The following is a 16121-nucleotide window of genomic DNA, read 5'->3' as shown; positions in this document are numbered from 1 at the left end:
TCATCGGAACAGGGTTTCGCCGAGCTGGGGAATCGCGGCCATCAGTCCGCGCGTGTACTCATGCTGGGGGTTGTCGATCACGTCGAGCACAGGCCCGGTCTCGACCAGTTCGCCGTGCCGCATGACCGCGACGTCATCGCACACGTAGCGCACGACGGCGAGGTTGTGGCTGACGAAGAGCATCGTGAGCTGCAGTTCGCGCTGCAGCTCGAGGAGCAGGTTGAGCACGGCGCCCTGCACCGAGACGTCGAGCGCTGAGGTGATCTCGTCGGCCAGTAGAACGGTCGGGGCGGCGGCCAGCGCACGTGCGATCGCGATGCGCTGGCGCTGTCCGCCCGAGAACGCCGTCGGCAGATCGTGCGCCTTGCGGGGGTCGAGGTGCACGGTCTGCAGCAGCCGCTCGACCTGGGCGGTGATCTCGGTGCGACGCGGACGGGGCTTCCCATCGCGGCGCGCGGCCGCCGTGAGCGCCTCGGCGATCGAGTCGCTGATCGTCATGCGGGGGTCGAGGCATGCCGAGGGATCCTGGAAGATCATCTGGATGCGACGGCGCAGCGCCCGTGCAGCACCCTTGGCGTGCACGAGGTCGACGCCGTCGGCTGCGATGCGTCCCGACGACGGTTCGACGAGCCCCACTGCGGCGCGCGCGAGAGTGGACTTGCCGGAGCCGGACTCGCCGACCAGGCCCATGATGCGACCGGAGGCGACCTCCAGGTCGACACCGCGCACCGCGTGGAAGGCGCGGCTGCCGCGACCGAAGTGAACGTGCACGTTCTCGAAGCGCAGCGCGGTCATCGCACGGCCTCCGTCTCAGCTTCGGCGGCGAAACGCGCACGCGCCTCGTCATCGATCGTCGCGAGCGGGGCGTCGCGGTCGGTCGTCATGGTCGGCACCGCGGCGAGCAGTGCCCGCGTGTACGGGTGGGTTGCGCGGCCGGCAAGCAGATCGTCCGTCGCGATGTCCTCGACCAGGTGGCCCTGGTACATGACGAGCACGCGCGTGCAGACGCCCGTGACAACGGCCATGTCGTGCGAGATGAGCAGCAGCGCGGCACCCGTCTCCGCGCGCACGTCGTGCAACAGGCGCAGCACCTCGTGCTGCACCGTGACGTCGAGCGCGGTGGTCGGCTCGTCGGCGATGATGAGCGACGGGCTGCCCATGAGCCCCATCGCGATCATGGCGCGCTGGCGCATTCCCCCGGAGAACTCGTGCGGAAGCTGCTTCGCCCGGCGCGCCGCATCCGGAATCTTCACGTCCTTCAGCCGCTGCACGGCCTTGCGGCCGGCCTCGCTGCGGGTCAGGCCCTCGTGCAGCCAGCCGATCTCGGCGACCTGCGCTCCCACGCGCAGTGCGGGGTTGAGCGACGACATCGGGTCCTGGAACACCATGGCCATGCGGGTGCCGAGCAGCTTCGAGATCTGACGGGCTCCTGCGCGTCCTGCACCCGCGATCTGGGTGCCGGCGAAGCGGATGCTGTCTGCCGTGACCTGCACCGGCTCCTGCGTCAGCTGAGCGACGGACAGGCACGTCAGGCTCTTGCCCGACCCCGACTCGCCCACGATGCCCACGGCTTCGCCCGCAGCGACGCGGAAGCTGACGCCATCGACGGCGCGGCTCCAGCCATCCCCCGCGGGAACAGTGACCGTGAGGTTCTGCACGTCGAGCACGGCGTCCGTGGCGATGGGCTGTTGCGGTGCGGATGCTGCGGGCAGGCGGAGCGCCGGGCGGCGGCGCGGCAGGCTGCGCTGCACGCCCGTGCCACGGGCGATCGCCTCGCCCGTGAGGGTGAAGATGAGCCCGGCCAGCACGACGGCGATGCCCGGAGCGAGCGCCGTGGCGGGGTTCACGAAGATCTTGGACAGGCCCTCGTTGAGCATCCGTCCCCAGTCGAACTCGGGAGGCTGGATGCCGAGCCCGAGGAACGACAGGCCAGCGAATGCAATGAGGCCATTGCCGAGCGAGATCGAGGCGTTCACGATCAGCGGCTCGCGCACGTTCGGCAGGATGTGGCGGAAGAGCAGCCCGGCACGGCTCACGCCGAGCACTCGGGCGGCGTCGATGAACTCCCGACCCGCGATCGATGACGTCAGGGTGTGCGTGAGGCGCGCATACGCCGGAGCGAGCGCGATGCCGACGGCGAGGACGGCAGAACCGCTGCCCTTGCCGAAGATGATCAACAGGAAGATCGCCAGCAGCAGTGCAGGGAAGGCGATCGCGAAGTTCAGGATCGCGACGAGGATGCGCCCGGCCCACCGCGGAAGCAGGGCGGGCAGCGTGCCGAGGACGACGCCCATGCCGACGCCGAGGCCGACCGCGCCGAGAGCCATGAGAACGCTCAGTCGGGTGGCCGCCATCGTGCGCGCGAAGACGTCGCGACCCGCGGCATCCGTTCCGAAGATGTGCTCCGCGCTCGGTCCCTGCGACAGCGCCATCGGGTTCGGCGTGACCGCCTGCTCACCCCAGACGATGGGGCCGATGATCGCGAACGTCGTCAGTACGAGCAGCCCGAGCGCGGCGAGGATGCCGAGTGGCGTGCGCAGTGTGGTGCGGATCCAGTGCGGACGCCGCACGGCAGGAGGGGTGAGTTCGATGGTCATGTCTCACGCCTCCGTGATCGTGGAGCGGGGATCGATGAGGGCGAGCACGATGTCGACGATCAGGTTGATCAGCAGCACCATCCCGCCGTACACGACCACGAGAGTCTGGGCGAGCGGGTAGTCCTTGCCCGTGATCGAGGCGACGAGAGTCTGCCCGAGACCGGGCCAGGCGAAGATGCTCTCCACCAGGATCGTGCCCGCGATCAGCGAGCCGAGCATGATGCCCGCCAGAGTCAGCGTCGGTGTGAGCAGGTTCGGCAGCGCGTGACGCAGGTAGAGGAGAGCGGCCGGCATGCGCTTCGCGCGCGCCGTGCGGATGTAGTCCGTGTCGAGAACGTTCAGCGCTTCGATGCGCACGATCCGCGAGAGCGATGCGGTGGCGCCGAGCGCGAGCGCGGCGACCGGAAGCACGTAGCTCGCCGGCCCCGTGCGTCCAGCGACCGGCAGCAGGTGCGTCGCGACGGCGAAGATGTAGACGAGTCCGACGCCGAAGAGGAACTCCGGGACCACGGCGAAGATGCCGGTGACCGACGTGTAGCCGACCTCGAGTCCGCGGCGGCGTCCGCCGCGGGTGAGGGCGGCGAAGAGGATCCCGAGGGGAACCGCGACGACGAGCACGACGACGATCGTGAGAAGTGCGAGTTCGAGCGTCGCCGGCAGGCGAGCCGCGATGACCTCGAACACGGGCTGCTGCAGGTTCAGCGAGTTGCCCGGGTTTCCGGTGAGCAGCCCGCCCAGGAAGCGGAAGTACTGCTCATGCAGCGGAAGGTCGAGGCCCAGTTGGCGACGCATGTCTTCGACGACCTCGACCGAGGCGTTCATTCCGACCACCATGCGCACCGGGTCGCCGGGGATGAGCTGCAGCATCAGGAACGCCGCCGTCACCAGTCCCCAGAGGGACAGGACGAACTGCCCCAGGCGGCGCAGGAGGAAGGATGGCCAGCCGCCCGCGGCGAACCAGGAGGTCCGCCGCGGGCGAAGGGTCGCGTCGATTGAAGTCATCGTGTCGCTATCGTGAGGATTCTCTTACTTGGTGACCCGGAGTGCCGGACCCGAGATCCTGGTGCCGAAGGCGAGCTCCGCACCGTTGAAGTACGTCTTCTTGATCGAGTCGGCGAACGGCACGACCGAGGTCTGCGCGAACAGTGCCTTCTCGGCGTCGGCCCACGCGGCGCAGGCCTCGGGCCCGACGAGCTCGGTGGCTGCGGCCACGGCGGCGTCGTACTCCGGGTTGCTCACCTGCAGGAAGTTCAGGCCCTCGGCCGGGGCGGGGCCGCTGAAGAACGGCACCAGCATGCTCGGCAGGTTCACGTAGATGGGCTCCCAGGAGATGTCCCAGCCGGAGTTGTCCGTGCCGCTCAGTAGCACCTCGACGGTCTTGTTCGAGTCGCCCGAGGTGACCTCGACGTCGGCGCCCAGCTCGGTCCATGCCTGAAGGGCGACATCGGCGGCGGCGTCGTAGGTGTCGCCCATCGAGTCGTAGAAGAAGCGCAGGCTCAGCGGCTGGCCGTCCTTGGCGTAGATGCCGTCGGCGCCCTTCGCCCAGCCGGCCCCCTCAAGCGTCTTGGCTGCGGCCTTGGGGTCGAACGCGGGGAGGTTGCCGGTCACGGTGTCGTCGACGCAGGCGCGCGGGTCGGTCGAGACGAGGCTCTTCGACGGGATGCCACGGCCGCCCGTGATCACGGCGGCGAGGTCCTGCAGGTTGACGGCCTGGACGAGCGCGGTGCGCACGGCGACGTCGGAGGTCGGACGGTCCGCACCGTGGTTGAAGTACATCTCGCCCGCGATCGCGCCGCTCTCGGCGGCCGCGAAGCCGGAGGAGTCGAGACGCTCCTGGTCGGCGCCGGTGATGATGGCGGCGTTGATCTCGCCGGACAGCAGCTGGTTGGCCGCCGTCGACTCGTTCGTGATGATCTTCACCTCGACCGTCTTCGGAGTGCCCTCGGTCTTGGCGGTGGCGTCGTTGGGTCCCCACGTGTAGTCGTCGCGGCGGGTGTAGGTGTAGCTGTCGTTCGCGACCGAGGCGGTCAGCTCGTACATGCCCGATCCCACGGTGCCCGTGGTGGCCGACTCCGGGTCGGTGAGGGCGGCGTCGCAGAGGATCGGCAGACGCGACAGGTTGAGCAGGAGGAAGGGGGATGCGGCGGGCGTCGAGACCGTGACGGTGTTGCCGTCAGCGACAGCGCTGGCCGTCGCGGGGACGTAGACGCCGCGCAGGGCGGACTTGTTGTCCTCCGTGGTGACGAACGTGATGTTGTCGGCGACGGTCTGGGCGGTCAGCGGGGTGCCGTCCGCGCACACGATGTCGTCACGCAGCGTGAAGGTCGCCGAGGACGGCGTCTCTTCCCACGACTCGGCGAGCCACGGGCTGACCTCGCTGGTCGTCGGGTCGACGTAGACGAGGAAGTCGTAGCTGAGCTGTGCGAGCTGGTGCGTCGGGCTGCCCGCGGTGAGCAGCGGGTTGAGGTTGCCGGGGTCGGCGTTGAGCGCCATCGTGAAGGTGCCGTCGACGGCGGGCTCGCCCGAGCCTGCGGGGGCAGCGCCGCCCGCGCACGCGGTGAGGGTGAGCGCGGCCGTGGCTGCGAGAGCGAGGGGCGCGAGGATTCGGGATCGCATGGTGCCTCCGGATCGGGTGGATGCTGTGAGTGCGTTCCCTCTACCCAACCTGATCGCGCGCGGATGGCATTGTCGAGGAAGACAGACTTTCCGGGGTCTGTTGTCGAAATGGACAACCCGCTCCGCGGGGGTCGGCGAAGAGAACCTCAGATCATGCCGAAAAGTCGCAGTTGCAGCATCAGTCCGAAGCGCCGCTGGGGGTCGTAGAGCTCGGTGCCCACGATCGCATTCAGCTTGCGCAGGCGATAGCGGAAGGTGTTCGGATGCACGTGCAGCGTCTCCGCGGCCACGCCGACGTCGCCGAACGCGTCCAGCCAGGCCGCGAGCGTCGCCACGTATTCCGTTCGGTGCGCGGCGTCGTGCGCGCGCAGGTCGACCAGTGGTCCGGTCGCGCTGACCCCGTCGGCGGTGAGCTGATCCGACAGACGCAGCAGCAGCGACTCGATCTGCACCTCGTCGTCGGTCGCGACCCGGCGCGACTGCGCATCGCGGTACGAGTGCGCCAGCACGCGCAGGGCACGATCGGCTGCGGCGCGGGCATGCTGCAGCTCGGTCACCTGCGCGGCAGGACCGCCGACGCCGACCACGACGGCGCGTCCGTGCCGGAAGCGCTCGGAGAACGTCAACGCCACCTGCCGCGCGAAGTCGGCGGACGGATGCTCCTGCAGGTGCGGCAGCACGGCGTAGACGGTGCCACCGACGGGGGCGGCCACCGACAGGGGGTGCAGCTGGTGCAGGTAGAGGCCGAGCGCGTCAGCGAGACGCTGCAGGTTCGCAGCCTCATCGCTCGGGCTGCCGGAGCGCCCCGCAGGCGCCGCCGCGAGGATCGACGTCGGCGCGCTTCCGTAGCCGAGGCGCTCTGCCGCCTCACGTGCCTGCACCCCGCCGGCGAGCAGGTCGAGAACCTCGTTCGCGCGGAGACGGCGGGCCGCATCCGAACTCGCCCGCTGGCGGAACAGCGTGATCGACGCCACCGCGGCCGCCTCCGTCAGCGCGCCGGTCTGGAGCGGCGTCAGCTCGTCGTCGACGATGGCCCAGATCGAGCCGAGGGATTCGCCTCCTGCCCGCACGCGCATTGCGACACGGGGCAGGATCCCCTCGCCGATGGAACCGAGGAACACAGGCGTGGCGGAGGAGTCGATGCGGCGCAACGCCCCGGATCGGGCGAGGATCTCGGTGTAGTACTGCGGCACCTGGTGGCCGAGCACGCTGTGCTTGCGGGCCTCATCGCCCTTGGCCTGGTCGGCAGAGAACGCGAGGATGCGGTGCGCATTGTTCTCGATCGTCACCGGCCCGCCGAGGACCGAGGAGAGCGAGTTGGCGAGGTCGAAGAGGTCGGATGCCGCCGCCGCATCCCCGTCGTCATCGATGCCGTACCGGGCGGTCGTCGGCTCTTCCGCGAGATAGGAGGCCAGGCGCAGCCAGTCGACGCCGATCGGTGCGCCGAGGATCGCCAGCGCGCCCTGCTCCGCCAGAGCCCTGGTCTCGTCGTCGAGGGGGACGGGCTCACGCACGACGAGGGCCGCGGCCCCGGCGCGAACGGCTTCGCGTGCCGCATCCGCCACGTCCTCTGCGGTGCGCACTCCGACACCGAGGATGAGCGCGTCCTGCGCGTTCGCGAGTTCGCCGTCCTCATGGAGCATCGTGCGCGTGAAGACGCGGCTCGCGCTCGGGGCGCTCATCAGCACCGGCACCAGGCTGAGGCGCGCAGCGCCGTCGCCGACCGTCTGCTGGCGGATGCGTGCTGCGGACACGGCGAGACCTCCCTCTGGATTTCCACCAGCGTACGTTCTCGCCTCTCGTGAGAAACCACTTCCCGCGCGAGACGCACGTGCAGGCGTGGTGTTTCGTGCAGGAAGTGGTTTCTCGGGGGAATGCCCGCCCCCACCCGCGGCGCTCCTCCCAGCCCACTCGCGTAAAATCAGCCCAATGACCGACTCGCCTGCCGTGCCCGACGACCTTGGCGACGGCCTCGACCCCGAAGATCTCGCGACGACGTTGCGCGTCCTGAAGCAGCTCGACACGATCAACGAAGAGCACCCCGACTACATCGCGGTGCGCCACGCGACCGCGGCGATGTTCAAGGCCGTCAAGCGGGTGCGCCGCAAGCAGATCCGCGATGCCATCGCCGAGGCCGACAAGGCCGTCGTCGCGCGCACAGCCACCGGCGCCCCCGACCGCATCGACGACGAGACCCGCGGACTCGATCTCGAGACGAGTGTCACGGACGCTCCGATCGCCGGTGAGCTGCTCAAGCCGCGCAACTGCTACATCTGCAAGCAGCCGTACACGATCGTCGACGCGTTCTACCACCAGCTCTGCCCGCAGTGCGCCCGTTCCAGCCACGGCAAGCGCAACGCCCGCACCGACCTCACCGGAAAGCGTGCGCTGCTCACCGGCGGTCGCGCGAAGATCGGCATGCACATCGCGCTGCGCCTGCTGCGTGACGGAGCACACCTCACGATCACGACACGCTTCCCGCGCGACGCCGTGCGCCGCTTCTCGGCGCTGCCCGATTCCGGCGACTGGCTGCACCGCCTTCGCGTCGTCGGCATCGACCTGCGTGACCCCGCGCAGGTGATCGGCCTCGCCGACTCGGTCGCAGCGCAAGGGCCGCTCGACATCCTCATCAACAACGCGGCCCAGACCGTGCGGCGCTCGCCGGGTGCGTACTCGCTGCTTGCGGATGCCGAGCTGCAGCCGCTGCCCGATGGACCGCTGCCCGAGATGGAGACCTTCGGCCACACCGCCGACCCGCACCCGCAGGCCTTGCAGGCGTCGGTCGATGCGCATCCGCTGCTGTCGGTCGCCGCGCTCGGCGGCACGGTCGCCGAGCAGGGAGGTCAGGCGCTCACGGCAGAAGACCTGGCACGCCTTGCGATGGCTCCCGGATCTTCGTCACTCGCGAAGCACGCCGACGGCACCGCGATCGACGCGGGCGGACTCGTCCCCGACGTGAACCGCACGAACAGCTGGGTGCAGTCGGTCGACCAGGTCGAACCGCTCGAGATGCTGGAGGTGCAGCTGTGCAACACCACGGCGCCCTTCCTGCTCATCAGCCGTCTGCGCCCCGCGATGGTCGCCTCGCAGGCACGTCGCAAGTACATCGTGAACGTCTCTGCGATGGAAGGGCAGTTCGCCCGTCGCTACAAGGGGCCGGGGCATCCGCACACCAACATGGCGAAAGCCGCCCTCAACATGCTCACGCGCACGAGCGCGGGCGAGATGTTCGAGACCGACGGCATCCTCATGACGGCCGTGGACACCGGATGGATCACCGATGAGCGCCCGCACTTCACGAAGGTGCGCCTGGCCGAGGAGGGCTTCCACGCCCCGCTCGACCTCGTCGACGGTGCTGCCCGCGTCTACGACCCGATCGTGCGCGGCGAGGCCGGCGACGACATCCACGGTGTCTTCCTGAAGGACTACGAGCCGCACCCCTGGTGATCTGCCCCCTCCAGCGGGCGCGGATGCGAACTACTTCGCCCGCTCCTTCCGTGAGGTCTTCGGGCTCACGCCGAGCGAGTACCGACGCCTGGCCGGACAGACCTGACGCGCACCTCTACAGTCGGTTCACGGCGGTCACGGTGACGACGGCCTCGCCGGCCTCATCGGAGGCCGCGAGGTCGATCGTCGCCGAGATGCCCCAGTCATGATCGCCCGCGGGGTCGTCGATGATCTGCCGTGCCGTCCAGGATGTCGGGCCCTCCTCGAGGATGAGCAGCTTTGAGCTGCGCGCATCCGGACCCGTGAGGATCTCGTCGTGCTCGGCGAAGTAGGCGTCCAACGCGGCATCCCACCCCGCCGCTCCGAACTCCGGGTCGAGCGCAGCCAGCGCCTCGACGTCCTCTCGGGCGGCGAGCTGCACACGGCGGAACAGCTCGTTGCGCACGAGGATGCGGAAGGCGCGCACGTTCGTGGTGAGACGCTTCGGCGCCGGGGGAATGATCGGCTCGTCGTCGGGGCGGTGCAGATCGACGATGCCGTTGTCGGTGCCGGTGACCAGCTCCTCCCACTCGTCGAGCAGCGACGAGTCGACCTGTCGCACGAGCTCGCCGAGCCACTCGATCAGATCGCGCAGATCCTCGTTCTTGAGATGCTCGGGGATCGTCTGCGATGCCGCGCGGTAGGCGTCCGAGAGGTAGCGCAGCACCACGCCCTCGGACCGGGCGATCTTGTAGAAGGCCACGTACTCGCCGAACGACATCGCCCGCTCGTACATGTCGCGGACGACGGATTTCGGGCGCACCTCGAAGTCGCGGATCCACGGCTGCGCCGCGCTGTAGGTCTCGAACGCCGCGCCCAGCAGTTCGTCGAGCGGCTTCGGGTACGTGATCTGCTCGAGCAGCTCCATGCGCTCCTCGTACTCGATGCCCTCGCGCTTCATCTCCGCGACGGCTTCGCCCCGCGCCAGGAACTCCTGCTGCCCCAGCACCGCACGCGGATCATCGAGCGTGGATTCGACGATCGAGATCATGTCGAGCGCGAACGTCGCGCTTTCGGGATCGAGAAGCTCGAAGGCGGCGAGAGCGAAGGGAGAGAGCGGCTGGTTGAGCGCGAAGTGCGGCGGCATGTCGACGGTGAGGCGGATGCTTCCGTCTGGCGTCTGCTCGACGATGCCGGAGTCGCGCAGCGTGCGGTAGATCCCGAGAGCGCGCCGTGCGAGCTCGCGCTGGCGTGCTCGCGGCTCGTGGTTGTCGAAAATGAGCTCGCGCATCGTCGCGAAGGCGTCGCCGCCGCGGCCGATCACGTTCAGGATCATGGCGCTCGTGACCTGCAGGTGCGAGGTGAGCGTCTCAGGCTCCGCGGCGATGAGCTTCTGGAACGAGGGCTCTCCCCACGAGACGAAGCCGTCGGGGGCCTTCTTGCGCACGATCTTGCGCTTCTTCTTCGGGTCGTCGCCGGCCTTCTTGATCGCGGCGATGTTCTCGGATTCGTGCTCGGGGGCCTGCGCCACGACCGTGCCCGCGGTGTCGAAGCCGGCGCGGCCGGCTCGACCTGCGATCTGGTGGAACTCGCGGGCGTTGAGCTGGCGCATCCTGGTGCCGTCGAATTTCGTCAGCGCCGTGAGTAGCACTGTGCGGATGGGCACGTTGATGCCGACCCCGAGGGTGTCGGTACCGCAGATCACGCGCAGCAGGCCGCGCTGTGCGAGCTGCTCGACGAGGCGGCGATACTTCGGAAGCATCCCGGCGTGATGCACGCCGATGCCTGCGCGGAGGAAGCGTGAGAGCGTCTTTCCGAAGGCCGTGGTGAAGCGGAATGCTCCGATGAGCTCTGCGATCTCATCGCGCTGCTCGCGGCTGGCGATCTTCGTGCTCGACAGTGCCTGCGCGCGCTCCATCGCGGCCGCCTGCGAGAAATGCACAATGTAGATCGGCGCCTGCCCGGTGGACAACAGCTCTTCGATCGTCTCGTGGATCGGTGTCGTCTCGTAGTAGAAGTGCAGGGGCACGGGGCGCTCGACGCCGGTGACGGTTGCGGTCTCGCGGCCGGTGCGGCGGGTGAGGTCCTCCGCGAGCTCGGTGACATCGCCGAGCGTCGCCGACATCAGCACGAACTGTGCCTGCGGGAGCGTCAGCAGGGGCACCTGCCAGGCCCATCCGCGATCGGGGTCCGCGTAGAAGTGGAACTCGTCCATGACGACTTGGCCGACATCGGCGTCCGGTCCCTCGCGCAGTGCGAGGTTCGCGAGGATCTCTGCGGTGCAGCAGATGATCGGCGCATCCGCGTTCACCGCGGAGTCGCCTGTCACCATGCCGACGTTCTCCGGGCCGAAGATGTCGACGAGGCTGAAGAACTTCTCGCTGACCAGGGCCTTGATCGGTGCCGTGTAGTAGGTGCGGCGTCCCGTGGCGAGGGCCGCGAAGTGCGCGCCGATCGCGACGAGCGACTTTCCGGTGCCCGTCGGGGTCGAGAGGATCAGGTTCTGACCGGAGACGATCTCGATGATCGCCTCGTCCTGCGCGGGATACAGCGAGATGCCGGTGGACTCCGCCCACTCGACGAAGGCCAGATAGATCGCATCCGGGTCTGTGGCGGCCCCGGAGTCGCGGAGGGCGGTGGGGTCGAGGCGCATCCTTCGATCATCCCCTATGTGCGAAGCGCGTCCGCGAACTCTCGTCTTGCACGACCACTGATCAGGGGTTAGTCTCTGCCTAACTAATCATCGTTAGGCAACGGCAGTCGATCGGCACTCATGACCAAGGCACGGATCCTCGCGGAGGCGCGCACGCTCTTCGCACGCAAGGGGTACGCCGAGACCAGCCTTCGCGAGATCGCCGAAGCCGTCGGCATCAAAACGCCCTCGCTGTACGCGCACTTCTCCAACAAAGAGAGCCTCTACCAGGCCGTGTACGCCGAGGTCATCGTGGACCACACCGCGTTCTTCGATGCCCTCGTCGACTCCAGCACCGACCTCGACCCGCTCACCCGGCTGCGTCACCTGCTCGCCGGAATCGAGGTCTACTACCAGGATCGCCCGGAACTCGCAGAGTTCAGCCTGCGTGCGCCGACCGCCGAGTTCGGCCCGGCCGGCACCGAGCTCCGCGAGATCTTCCTCACCTCCGAGACCAGCCTCGCCGACGCGGTGCGCCGCGCGTACGACGATGGCGTGGCCGCAGGCGTATTCCGTGCGGGTGACGCCGACGGCTTCATCGCCTTGGTGTTCGTGCTGATGGAAGGTCTCTTCCTGCAGCTCACGCACTACTCGCCCGAGGTGTATCGACGACGATTCGACGACGCCTGGCGCTACCTCTCGGCTGCCCTCTCCGCCTGACCGGTCGTCCGGCGTCACCTCCCACACTCTTCGCACCGACGCAGGCTCCCGCCAGGAGCCTGCCTCTCCCATTTCCAAGGACACCCATGCAGCTCACGGACTACGAACACGGCGTCGTTCCCCTCGACCAGCGCAAGAACTGGTTCAGTATCGCGGCGGTGTGGGTGGCAATCGGCATCGATCTCTCTGGCGCCTTCCTCGGCATCGAGCTCGCCGCCGGCATGGACTTCGGTTCCGCCCTCGCCGCGACGATGCTCGGCTCACTGCTGCTGGGCCTGCTCGCCATGTGTACCGCCTATGTCGGGGCGTCGTCGGGGCTGTCGGCCGCGATGATCTCCCGTGCCGTGTTCGGTAAGGCCGGAGGAGCGATCCTCGCGCTCGCCATCTCGATCAGCCTCGTCGGGTGGTTCTCGGTGCAGGCCGGCTTCTTCGGCGTCAACGCGCAGAGCGCTTTCTCCGCGCTCACCGGATTCGACATCCCGGTGCAGGTCTTCGTCGCCGTCGGCGGTGTGCTGATGGTGCTCACCGCGTTCTGGGGCTACCGCTCGATCAACCGTCTCAGTGCGCTCGCTGTACCGCTGCTGCTGATTCTGCTCGTCGTGGGAGTGATCGTCGCGTTCGTCACCCGGGGCACTGACGGGCTCACCGCTGAGGTCACGCCCCTGTTCACCTTCGGCGGTGCCGTGTCGCTCGTGATGGGCATCTTCATCCTGGGCGTGGTGCTGGCCCCCGACATGGCCCGCTGGGCAAAGACGCCCCGTCAGGCGATGGCCGCTGGCTTCGTCGGCTTCTTCTTCGGCAACTCGATCATCCTCGTCGTCGCCCTCCTGCTCGCCCGCGTGCTCGACCAGACCGACCTGATGGCGATGTTCTTCGCCATCAGCCTGGGCGGTGCGGCGGTCATCGTGCTGATCCTCGCGCAGTGGACCACCAACACCACCAACGTGTACTCGGCGGGTCTTGCGTTCTCCTCGATCTCGCCGAAGTTCCGTCGCCGCACCGTCACCGCCGTGCTCGGCGCCATCGGCGTGCTGCTCGGAGTGCTCGGTGCCGTGGACTACTTCGTGCCGTTCATTCTGTTGATCGGCACGATCATCGCCCCGTTCGGCGGCGTGTACCTGGCGTCGTTCCTGGCAGAGCGCCGCGCGGCGCGCTGGGCGCCCGGTGCCGCCGTCGCACGGGTCGAGAGCTGGGCGATCGCCGCCTGGGCGCTCGGCATCCTCGCCGCGTTCGCGACCACCAATCCGCTCGACGGGCCTGGGTTCGGCTGGTTCACCCTCACCACGATCTCGGCCCTCGACGGGCTGCTGGTGAGCTTCGTCGCGTATCTAGTTCTGTTCGGGGTACGTCGGATGCTGTCGCAGAACCGCACCGTCACTCCTGACGCCCCGGCGACGGAGGTCGCCGCATGAGCGCCTTCATCACCGACGCCGATATCGACGAGATCGCCGTCGGCGCCGCCGTGCTCGGCACCGGCGGCGGCGGCGATCCGCACGTCGGCTCGCTCATGGCCAAGCGGCTGATTCGTCTGCACGGTCCGGTGCGCCTGCTGGCGGTCGAGGAGCTCACCGATGATGACTTCGTGGTTCCCGTCGGCGGCATCGGGGCGCCGTCGGTCAGTGTCGAGCGCATCATGGCCGAATCCGAGCTCACGGCCGCACTTGAGGCCATTGAGCGGGCCGTCGGGCGAAAGCCCACCGCGGTCATGCCGATCGAGGTGGGTGGCGGCAACTCGATGATCCCGATCGCCGCGGCAGCCCTTGCCGGGCTTCCCGTGGTCGATGGAGATGCCATGGGGCGTGCGTTCCCCGAGGCGCAGATGGTCACTTTCCATCTGGCAGGGTACGGGCCCGGCGCCACGGTGCTCGTCGACCACTTCGGCAACGAGGTCGTCAGCCGACCCGTGAACGGCGAATGGTCGGAACGGCTCGCCCGCGCCGCCGTCGTCGAGATGGGCGGCGGCGCCACCATGATCGACTACGCCTACGGGGGCGACGTGGTGCGCGAATGCGCGATCCCGGGCACCCTCACCCTTGCGAAGCGCATCGGCAGCATCCTGCGCGGTCGCAGCGCCACTGGTGACGAGCTGCGCGACGACGAACGCATCGACGCGCTCTGTGACGATCTCGGCGCCTATCGCCTCTTCGACGGCAAGGTGAGTGATCTGCAGCGCGAGGTCGACGGCGGCTTCACGCGCGGTGCCGCCGAACTCGACGGTGTCGGAGGCGACCGCGGCGCGACCTTCCGCCTGGACTTCCAGAACGAGATGCTCCTGGCCCGTCGTGATGGCCAGATCGCTGCGGTCACGCCCGACCTCATCGCGGTGCTCGATCTCGCCACCGGAATGCCCATCACCACCGACGACGTGCGCTACGGCGCACGGGTCACCGTGATCGGTATCCCCTGTGATGACCGTTGGCGCACCCCGATGGGCCTTGCGACCGCCGGCCCCGACCATTTCGGATACGACGTGGACTGGGTGCCCGTCGAACAGTTCGCAACCCAGAAGGAGGGTCGCTGATGGGCCACCGCATCGGAATCGACGTCGGCGGCACGAACACGGATGCCGTGGTGCTCGACGAAAACCTCACCGTCATCGCCTCGGTCAAGCGGCCGACAACGGCAGACACCGGCGACGGGGTCGCCGCAGCGATCGACGCCGTGCTGGAGCTGTCCGGGATCGCCCCCTCGCAGATCAGTCACGCCATGCTCGGCACCACGCACTGCACCAACGCGATCGTCGAACGACGCGGACTCGGCCGGGTCGGCATCCTGCGCCTCGGCGCCCCCGCAACGACGGCCGTGCCCCCGCTGGAAGGCTGGCCCGAAGACCTGAAGGCGGCGATCGGCGAGCACGTCGTGCTTCTGCCCGGGGGGTTCGAGGTCGACGGACGGGTGCTGTCGCCCATTGACGACGACGCCGTGCGCGCCGCCTGCGCTCGGATGCGCGGGCAGGTCGACGCGGTCGCCGTCGTCGGTGTGTTCTCGCCGATCGATGAATCGCAGGAGCAGCAGGTCGCCCGGATCGTCGCCGACGAGCTCGGCGTGCCGGTATCGGCATCCGCCCGCATCGGCTCGCTGGGCCTGCTCGAACGCGAGAACGCCACGGTGCTCAACGCTGCACTCATGCAGACGCTCACGCAGATGGCGACCGGGTTCGTCGCCGCGCTCCGCGAACGCGGTATCGCCGCTGAACCCTACTTCGGGCAGAACGACGGCACGCTCATGCGCCTCGACTACGCCCTCGAGTTCCCCGTGCTCACCATCGGCTGCGGACCCACGAACTCCATCCGCGGCGCAGCCCATCTGTCCGGCATCAGCGACGCCCTGGTCGTCGACATCGGCGGAACCACGACCGACATCGGCGTGCTCATCGACGGCTTCCCCCGCCAGTCGGCGCACGCCGTCGAGATTGGTGGCATCCGCACGAACTTCCGCATGCCCGATGTGCTGTCGGTGGGACTCGGCGGCGGCACGATCATCCGCGACGAGGGCACCCGCGTCGGGCCCGACAGCGTCGGCTACCGCCTGCTCACTGAAGGGCTCGCCTTCGGTGGTGACACCCTCACCGCCACCGACATCGCGCTCGCCGTCGGTGCCGCTGAGATCAACGGCACCGCCGCCCCCGAGGTGACGTCGACCGTCGCGGATGCAGCATGGCGGGGCATCCGCACCCTGCTCGAAGACAGCATCGACCGCATGAAGCCGAGCGCCGCACCCGTGCCCGTGATTCTCGTGGGCGGTGGCGGCATCATCGCTCCCGAGGTTCTCGACGGTGTCAGTGACCTGTTGCGCCCTGACCACTTCGGAGCAGCAAATGCCGTGGGCGCCGCACTCGGCGACGTCGCTGGACAGGTCGAGAAGATCTATCGGGTGGATGGCACCGAGCCCGGTCGTCGCGCGGCGCGCGCGGATGCCGCACAGGCCGCCAGGGAGCGCGCGGCCGAAGCGGGAGCGGCCCGGGAGACGATCGAGGTGGTCGCGATCGAAGAGCTGCCGGCCGCCTACTCGGACGGTCAGCAGGTGCTGATCCGTGCGCGCGCGGTGGGTCGCCTGATCGGCTGACGCCTCTGCATTTTTGCAGTCCCACGTATGCCGGGATTTCGGTAACCTCCCTCAAAGGACAGTTC

At 68.7% G+C, this 16121-nt stretch carries 12 protein-coding genes; 6 read left to right on the top strand and 6 right to left on the bottom strand.

All coding sequences use genetic code 11. From position 1 onward, the window contains the following. The 5 genes from JOD62_RS06030 to JOD62_RS15075 all read right to left on the bottom strand — a co-directional run bounded on the left by JOD62_RS06030 (window position 1) and on the right by JOD62_RS15075 (window position 6967). Window positions 1–795, bottom strand: a complete 795-nt coding sequence (locus tag JOD62_RS06030; RefSeq protein WP_204938410.1) for an ABC transporter ATP-binding protein — start codon at window positions 793–795, stop codon at window positions 1–3. After that, window positions 792–2597 (bottom strand): dipeptide/oligopeptide/nickel ABC transporter permease/ATP-binding protein, encoded by a 1806-nt coding sequence (locus JOD62_RS06025; protein ID WP_204938409.1) that lies wholly within the window; start codon window positions 2595–2597, stop codon window positions 792–794. The genes JOD62_RS06030 and JOD62_RS06025 overlap by 4 nt, the downstream gene beginning before the upstream one ends. Before the next feature lie 3 nt (window positions 2598–2600). Then, window positions 2601–3599, bottom strand: a complete 999-nt coding sequence (locus tag JOD62_RS06020) for an ABC transporter permease (RefSeq protein WP_204938408.1) — start codon at window positions 3597–3599, stop codon at window positions 2601–2603. Between the two features lie 24 nt (window positions 3600–3623). Next, window positions 3624–5213: an ABC transporter substrate-binding protein gene (locus JOD62_RS06015; protein WP_204938407.1), complete on the bottom strand. Its 1590-nt coding sequence runs from the start codon at window positions 5211–5213 to the stop codon at window positions 3624–3626. A gap of 146 nt (window positions 5214–5359) precedes the next feature. After that, window positions 5360–6967, bottom strand: a complete 1608-nt coding sequence (locus tag JOD62_RS15075; protein WP_204938406.1) for a PucR family transcriptional regulator — start codon at window positions 6965–6967, stop codon at window positions 5360–5362. Between the two features lie 175 nt (window positions 6968–7142). Here JOD62_RS15075 and JOD62_RS06005 point away from each other — a divergent pair, with 175 nt between their 5' ends. Then, on the top strand, window positions 7143–8660 hold the full coding sequence (locus JOD62_RS06005; protein WP_204938405.1) for an SDR family oxidoreductase: 1518 nt from the start codon (window positions 7143–7145) through the stop codon (window positions 8658–8660). Between the two features lies 1 nt (window position 8661). Further along, entirely contained in the window at window positions 8662–8766 is a 105-nt protein-coding gene (locus tag JOD62_RS15145; protein ID WP_204940080.1) for a helix-turn-helix transcriptional regulator, read from the top strand. 9 nt (window positions 8767–8775) lie between these two features. Here JOD62_RS15145 and JOD62_RS05995 read toward each other — a convergent pair whose 3' ends face one another. Continuing rightward, window positions 8776–11292, bottom strand: a complete 2517-nt coding sequence (locus tag JOD62_RS05995) for a DEAD/DEAH box helicase (protein ID WP_204938404.1) — start codon at window positions 11290–11292, stop codon at window positions 8776–8778. A 120-nt stretch (window positions 11293–11412) separates the two neighbouring features. On the opposite strand from JOD62_RS05995, the gene JOD62_RS05990 reads away from it, so the two are divergent. The 4 genes from JOD62_RS05990 to JOD62_RS05975 all read left to right on the top strand — a co-directional run bounded on the left by JOD62_RS05990 (window position 11413) and on the right by JOD62_RS05975 (window position 16056). Further along, the gene (locus JOD62_RS05990) at window positions 11413–11991 is read left to right on the top strand and encodes a TetR/AcrR family transcriptional regulator (protein ID WP_204938403.1); all 579 of its coding nucleotides are present in this window, start codon (window positions 11413–11415) and stop codon (window positions 11989–11991) included. An 86-nt stretch (window positions 11992–12077) separates the two neighbouring features. Then, entirely contained in the window at window positions 12078–13403 is a 1326-nt protein-coding gene (locus JOD62_RS05985; RefSeq protein WP_204938402.1) for a cytosine permease, read from the top strand. After that, window positions 13400–14512 carry a DUF917 domain-containing protein gene (locus JOD62_RS05980; protein ID WP_204938401.1) on the top strand — a complete coding sequence of 371 codons (1113 nt, stop codon included), beginning with the start codon at window positions 13400–13402 and terminating at the stop codon, window positions 14510–14512. Before JOD62_RS05985 ends, JOD62_RS05980 begins: the two co-directional genes overlap by 4 nt. Then, on the top strand, window positions 14512–16056 hold the full coding sequence (locus tag JOD62_RS05975) for a hydantoinase/oxoprolinase N-terminal domain-containing protein (protein WP_204938400.1): 1545 nt from the start codon (window positions 14512–14514) through the stop codon (window positions 16054–16056). The genes JOD62_RS05980 and JOD62_RS05975 overlap by 1 nt, the downstream gene beginning before the upstream one ends. Window positions 16057–16121: the final 65 nt, after the last annotated feature.

This window comes from Microbacterium keratanolyticum (assembly GCF_016907255.1).
GTDB lineage: Bacteria > Actinomycetota > Actinomycetes > Actinomycetales > Microbacteriaceae > Microbacterium > Microbacterium keratanolyticum.
This window is presented reverse-complemented; position numbering and strand designations above follow the sequence as displayed.

Bases quoted from the DNA above. Each gene is read 5' to 3' on its own strand.
- JOD62_RS06030 (WP_204938410.1), bottom strand. From the start codon at position 795: ATGACCGCGCTGCGCTTCGAGAACGTGCACGTTCACTTCGGTCGCGGC.
- JOD62_RS06025 (WP_204938409.1), bottom strand. From the start codon at position 2,597: ATGACCATCGAACTCACCCCTCCTGCCGTGCGGCGTCCGCACTGGATC.
- JOD62_RS06020 (WP_204938408.1), bottom strand. From the start codon at position 3,599: ATGACTTCAATCGACGCGACCCTTCGCCCGCGGCGGACCTCCTGGTTC.
- JOD62_RS06015 (WP_204938407.1), bottom strand. From the start codon at position 5,213: ATGCGATCCCGAATCCTCGCGCCCCTCGCTCTCGCAGCCACGGCCGCG.
- JOD62_RS06005 (WP_204938405.1), top strand. From the start codon at position 7,143: ATGACCGACTCGCCTGCCGTGCCCGACGACCTTGGCGACGGCCTCGAC.
- JOD62_RS05995 (WP_204938404.1), bottom strand. From the start codon at position 11,292: ATGCGCCTCGACCCCACCGCCCTCCGCGACTCCGGGGCCGCCACAGAC.
- JOD62_RS05990 (WP_204938403.1), top strand. From the start codon at position 11,413: ATGACCAAGGCACGGATCCTCGCGGAGGCGCGCACGCTCTTCGCACGC.
- JOD62_RS05985 (WP_204938402.1), top strand. From the start codon at position 12,078: ATGCAGCTCACGGACTACGAACACGGCGTCGTTCCCCTCGACCAGCGC.
- JOD62_RS05980 (WP_204938401.1), top strand. From the start codon at position 13,400: ATGAGCGCCTTCATCACCGACGCCGATATCGACGAGATCGCCGTCGGC.
- JOD62_RS05975 (WP_204938400.1), top strand. From the start codon at position 14,512: ATGGGCCACCGCATCGGAATCGACGTCGGCGGCACGAACACGGATGCC.